The 4,979-nt window shown below is 38.3% G+C and carries 7 protein-coding genes; 4 read left to right on the forward strand and 3 right to left on the reverse strand.

Translation table 11 applies throughout. The features are described from left to right. Together ACEW8O_RS23285 and ACEW8O_RS23290 are read right to left on the reverse strand one after the other, a co-directional pair. Nucleotides 1-379: YceI family protein (locus ACEW8O_RS23285; protein ID WP_373497028.1), on the reverse strand; the 379-nt coding region annotated here is incomplete at its 3' end. A gap of 33 nt (nucleotides 380-412) precedes the next feature. Next, the gene (locus ACEW8O_RS23290) at nucleotides 413-1,132 is read right to left on the reverse strand and encodes a hypothetical protein (protein WP_373497029.1); all 720 of its coding nucleotides are present in this window, start codon (nucleotides 1,130-1,132) and stop codon (nucleotides 413-415) included. A gap of 192 nt (nucleotides 1,133-1,324) precedes the next feature. Between ACEW8O_RS23290 and ACEW8O_RS23295 the strand changes: the two genes are divergently transcribed. From ACEW8O_RS23295 to ACEW8O_RS23305, 3 genes are all read left to right on the forward strand, one after another. Next, on the forward strand, nucleotides 1,325-1,792 hold the full coding sequence (locus tag ACEW8O_RS23295) for a YHS domain-containing (seleno)protein (RefSeq protein WP_373497030.1): 468 nt from the start codon (nucleotides 1,325-1,327) through the stop codon (nucleotides 1,790-1,792). Then, complete coding sequence (locus ACEW8O_RS23300; RefSeq protein ID WP_373497031.1) at nucleotides 1,789-2,871, forward strand: hypothetical protein; 1,083 nt, start codon at nucleotides 1,789-1,791, stop codon at nucleotides 2,869-2,871. The genes ACEW8O_RS23295 and ACEW8O_RS23300 overlap by 4 nt, the downstream gene beginning before the upstream one ends. A gap of 192 nt (nucleotides 2,872-3,063) precedes the next feature. Beyond that, on the forward strand, nucleotides 3,064-3,564 hold the full coding sequence (locus tag ACEW8O_RS23305; protein ID WP_373497032.1) for a hypothetical protein: 501 nt from the start codon (nucleotides 3,064-3,066) through the stop codon (nucleotides 3,562-3,564). Here ACEW8O_RS23305 and ACEW8O_RS23310 read toward each other — a convergent pair. Then, nucleotides 3,561-4,403 carry a hypothetical protein gene (locus ACEW8O_RS23310; RefSeq protein ID WP_373497033.1) on the reverse strand — a complete coding sequence of 281 codons (843 nt, stop codon included), beginning with the start codon at nucleotides 4,401-4,403 and terminating at the stop codon, nucleotides 3,561-3,563. The two genes, ACEW8O_RS23305 and ACEW8O_RS23310, sit on opposite strands and share 4 nt — an antisense overlap. Nucleotides 4,404-4,554: 151 nt before the next feature. Between ACEW8O_RS23310 and ACEW8O_RS23315 the strand changes: the two genes are divergently transcribed. Continuing rightward, on the forward strand, nucleotides 4,555-4,979 hold a 425-nt coding region (locus tag ACEW8O_RS23315; RefSeq protein WP_373497034.1), incomplete at its 3' end, for an AraC family ligand binding domain-containing protein.

Below are 4,979 nucleotides of genomic sequence, written 5' to 3' on the forward strand. Positions count from 1 at the left end.
AGCCTGTTACCTTCATTTCATTTACACCCGTTTTCTTGACAGATGTTGACTCAAAGGCGATTTGCCCGAACTTTTCAATGTGGAAGTATTCTTCGCCCCGCAGATGTTCATCTCTCTTTTTGATACCGGTATTGATGGAAGCACCACTGATAGTTCCTTTAAACATGCTGAACTCCGGGTTTTGTTTGTTGTAGGAAACTGATTTTGTGAAATTGCTGAATTCTCCATCGACATTAAATCCCATGTTTTTTATCCTGAACTTCACATACTCTTCCTTTCGTTGACTTTCTCCTTCGTTAGGAAAATTAAATCCTCCCATGAAAAAAAGAATCATAAGGAAAATAAAGGATGTGAAAATATCGAGTCTATTTGTTTTCATTTCAGTGTTATTTTTCTTGATTCGTTTTATTAATTATTTTTTTGAGGGAAAATATGAAAGTCCTAAAAAGGCAAGAGGAGCCTTATATCTAAACCTGTCATTATCATTGGTAAGTTTTCTCTCAGTAGTGTATTCCGAGAAAGTGTAATCAAACCCAACCCTTAGCCCAAATTTTTCATTAAGGGCATAGCCTATGTACATTTCTGATTTAAGCTGTCCTATGTCATTATCACCTCCCAGCAATACATTATATCCGGTAGGGGAAGCAGATATCCTTTCCGGAAAAGAACCATTGTTTGAAGAGGAAATAAATGTGGATTCACCTGATCTTCCAAACCCAACACCAAGGGCATCAATATTGAACCCAATATGGAATTTGGGGCTAAAATGATATTGAATTGAAATCAGGGCACTGATGCCCAATGTCAAAGGACGGGCGATTACAAGAGAATCTATGGTGGACTCCTGGGAAGTCAATCTCAAAGGTGTAGAAATATAGGTCAATTCCGAACCGCCCAAGCCGTGGAAACGAAACCCGTACCCCAGCCGAAACTTATGAGTGGCAAACAACCCATGGGTTCGGTTCCAGGAAACGGAGCCTGAGAAAACATTGCCTGAACCTCCTGCAAGGGCTACATCGAACGATTGACTGATTTTTGGGATACCATAATCTTGGGCATTGACCTGCTGTATTCCAATACAGATCAGAGAGAAAATCAATAATGGAATGATTAGATTACCATACTTTATCATGTGCTTAATAGATTTAAGTCTGAATAAATTTTGCCTAAAAGTAAAAGTGGTATAAGTCTAAAATTGTCTTCCAAATTACATTTGGGGTCTCCTGACAGAAATCCTGAAAATTTTCCGGGAATATTCTTTTGTTGTCGCTCCGAAGACAATCAATTCAAAAGTCTGTCAGGATATTTAGATTAAAATTTACTTATGAAAAATTCAGCTTTAGCCATTGTTACGACATTGGCCTTATTCTTCCTGGTTTCAAACAGTTTTTGTCAGGATCAGCATACCGATATCTTTGCAGAAAAGAACATTGCGATCAAAGGCTATGACCCTGTTGCTTATTTCACCTTGGGAGAGCCTACAAAAGGTTCAGCCTCATTCCAGACACAAAATGGTGGGGTAAAATGGTACTTTTCCTCCCAGCAACATTTGGAAATGTTCAAAGAAAACCCACAGAAATATCTCCCACAATACGGGGGTTATTGTGCCTTTGGATTGGCAGAGGGGTATAAGGTTTCCATCTCTCCCACGGCCTGGGCTATAGTCAACGACAAGCTATACCTGAACTACAATCAAAAAATCCAAAAGCAATGGTCAGAAAACACAGATATTCTTATCAAAAAAGGCGATGAAAACTGGAAAGCTTTGAAAAATAAAAGCGATAAGAAATGATAAAAGTTGCTACCCACCCCACTTTGGAAAAGCCGAAATGGTTCGGAATGGAAGATCCCACCAAGTTGAGCAATTCGTTTGAATTTGGTCCAGCTTGGTGGATTCATTTACCCATGTATATTCTTGGAGTCCTTTCGGCAATGCGGCTTAGAAATATCGGATTTTTTGAAGCAGTAAATCCCGGCATGCAAAACGGGGGGCTTTTTGATAGCTCAAAATTTGAAGTCTTAAAGTTTTTTAATACAGCAAATACCCCAAAGACAATTCTTACAACATGCCCCTTGGGTATAGATGATATCATATCCATTGTAGACCAAAACCAAATAAATTTTCCGCTGATAGCCAAACCTGATTTCGGAGAAAGAGGTAGGGAGGTAGAGGTGATTGATGATTTGAATGCCCTTCACCAATATTTTTCCGACAAGTATGCAGGAAACTATTTAATCCAGGAAAACATCGAAAAGGGAATTGAATTCGGGGTCTTTTTTCAAAGGCATCCCATTTCCGGTTTGCCCAATATCAGCTCTTTGGCACTTAAGATACCTCTTCAGGTAATCGGAGATGGGAAGCTCTCAATTGGGGAACTGATCAGACTTCATCCAAGAGTAAGGAGATATACCGGGGAGGTGGACAAGAAAATTGATTCAAGTTATATTCCGCAGAAAGGTGAAAAGGTGAAATTGAGTCAAAAAGGAAACCATTGTAAAGGGGCTGCTTTTCTCGATTGCTCCGGATTTATTGATGAATCAATGGTCCAAACTTTTGATGTAATCTGCAGCCATTTTGAAGGATTTAATTATGGAAGGTTGGATGTAAAAGTTGGTGAATGGGAGGATCTATGGAATGTCACTCGGATAAAGATCATTGAAGTCAATGGCTGCAACTCTGAACCTATCCATATCTACAGTCCGGATATTGCTTATTCTGAGGCATTGTCATCTATAAAGCATCATTTTACCCTCATGTCCCATATTGCCAAAACCAGTCTAAGAAATGGATACAGACCGGATATAAAAAAATTGTGGAGTAATTTTCTTCAGTTCAGAAAGTCAAGAAAATCCCAAAAACTTCATGTGTGATGCACAGCTTTTCAGATTATTCTATCAATGTCGCTTGGGATACAATTCAAATTTTGGGCTTGGCTTATTTTTAAACCTGTATGTTAGTTCTTTTTGGAAAATTCTTTTTCCCTGTTTTGAAGACAGTATGGAAGATAGCATTAATCCTCACACGAAAATTATTAGAAGAACATAAATTAAATTTTCAGCAAAATGCAACTATTGAATCATACCTTATTGAGTGCAAATCTGGAAGTCTTGGGAGAATTGGAAGATATGCTCATCCAGATCCAATCCCATAATTATAAAGAATTATCCCCTGCTTTGAAGACATCGAGCATCGGACAACATTGCAGGCATATCCTGGAGTTTTACATTTGCCTGATCGATCAATATGAGGATGGGAAAATCAATTATGACAAAAGGGAAAGAGACAAAACATTGGATTCGGAAAAAAATATGGCGTTGGAAAAAATTGAATTGATAAAAAAGGGTATTTTAAAACCTGATAAAGAGATACTGCTTTGCCACAAAGTAGAAGGAAAAAAAATTGAGCTAAAATCTTCTTATTTCAGGGAAATCCTTTACAATTTGGAGCATTGTATCCATCATCAGGCTTTGTTGAAACTGGCCTGTCTTGAACTTGGGTATATGGAATTACCTGAGAGTTTCGGAATAGCCCGTTCTACTTTGGCTTATAAAAGTGACCATTAAAATTTTTTAAATACCCCCAGATTGACAGAAGGGGATTTTGCAACCTGGTTTCCGCTGGCAGCAAAATAAACCGCTCCGGTCAATCCGATATGATCAGTGAATTGGGTAAGTAGTTTTGGACCGAAGGAGAAAAAGCTTTGGTTATTGACAAAAAAGCCAGTTTCCAGATTACTATTAGGAAGTTCAACTTCCCCATTCCGGAAGCTTTCCACAATGAAAATATTGAGCATCACATAAGAATTGCTTCCTAATTTGTAACCCCCCTCTGCTTGGATTCTCCATTCAGAACTATAGCCATCTGATCTGAGAGTTGGGCCAGTTGATAAAAAGGCATAGAATCTATCCGTACCTTGACCAACCATAATTGATGGGGCTATCCCCCAAGCACCATACCCACTTCTGAGACCGGTCGCTTCATCAAAGCTGGAAGTTTTAACTTCAGTTCTGATTGCAGCAGATACGATTAATTCTTTGTTGTACAGGACTTTTTTGATCCCCCATTCAATATTTCCCAGAGCAGAATGGTTTCCCCTTTCGATAGTGGGATTTAAACTTGGATTTTCGCTTAATTCACCACTTGTCTGTATCACAAATGGCAAGGCGAAAAATGTTTCCCAACCCTTTCCCAAACCATACTCTCCGTAAATTTGGAAGGTTAAATCAGTTAGATTCCGACTTGTAATAAAGTCCTCGTTTTGATCGGTGAACAATGTATTGTAGGGACCGATAAAGCTACCTCCCAATTGGAAAAATCCATTTCCCTTTTCAGCAACCCATGGACTTTGTGCCATGGTTAATTGCGATAAAAACACAATTGCTATTAAAATTGACTTTTTCATTCTTTTTGAAATTGATATGCAACAAAACTAAATTGCCAATATTTGAATATATGTCATGGGGATGACTTCTATTGATTTTCATTGTATACTTTATAGAATTGATTTTAAATTTTGAATCTAAAAGCTGTCATCTAAGATAAAATTTTAAAATATGAACCAATACTTCCCTCACTACACAATAGGCCACTTTATCAATGAACCGGACAATTCCACCGAATTTGAAATCATGCGCTTTGAAGATATGATAGAACCGGAGGTGGATGATGTCCATAAGCATACCTTTTACGAAATCATTTGGATAGAGGAAGGAAACAGCCGGCAGACCATTGATTACAAGACCTATGAAATAGCACCCCAAAGCCTTTTTTTTATTTCACCCAATCAGGTGCATGAGTTTGAAGCCTGGCAACCTTTAAAAGGTGGGAGTATCCTATTCACTGAGGATTTTTACCTTCTAAACCAAACCAACAAGGACCGTCTGTTTGTATTGAGCTTTTTGGATAATTTTTATGCTGATCCCTGCCTCCGGCTCCAAGAAACTGAACTTGCAGAGATCAAGCATACTATCGATTGGCT

It is taken from the genome of Aquiflexum sp. (assembly GCF_041749095.1).
Taxonomy (GTDB): Bacteria; Bacteroidota; Bacteroidia; order Cytophagales; family Cyclobacteriaceae; genus Aquiflexum.

What these genes read in the sequence shown, in the direction of transcription:
- ACEW8O_RS23290 (WP_373497029.1), bottom strand. Translation starts at nt 1,132, where the DNA reads ATGATAAAGTATGGTAATCTAATCATTCCATTATTGATTTTCTCTCTG.
- ACEW8O_RS23295 (WP_373497030.1), top strand. Translation starts at nt 1,325, where the DNA reads ATGAAAAATTCAGCTTTAGCCATTGTTACGACATTGGCCTTATTCTTC.
- ACEW8O_RS23300 (WP_373497031.1), top strand. Translation starts at nt 1,789, where the DNA reads ATGATAAAAGTTGCTACCCACCCCACTTTGGAAAAGCCGAAATGGTTC.
- ACEW8O_RS23305 (WP_373497032.1), top strand. Translation starts at nt 3,064, where the DNA reads ATGCAACTATTGAATCATACCTTATTGAGTGCAAATCTGGAAGTCTTG.
- ACEW8O_RS23310 (WP_373497033.1), bottom strand. Translation starts at nt 4,403, where the DNA reads ATGAAAAAGTCAATTTTAATAGCAATTGTGTTTTTATCGCAATTAACC.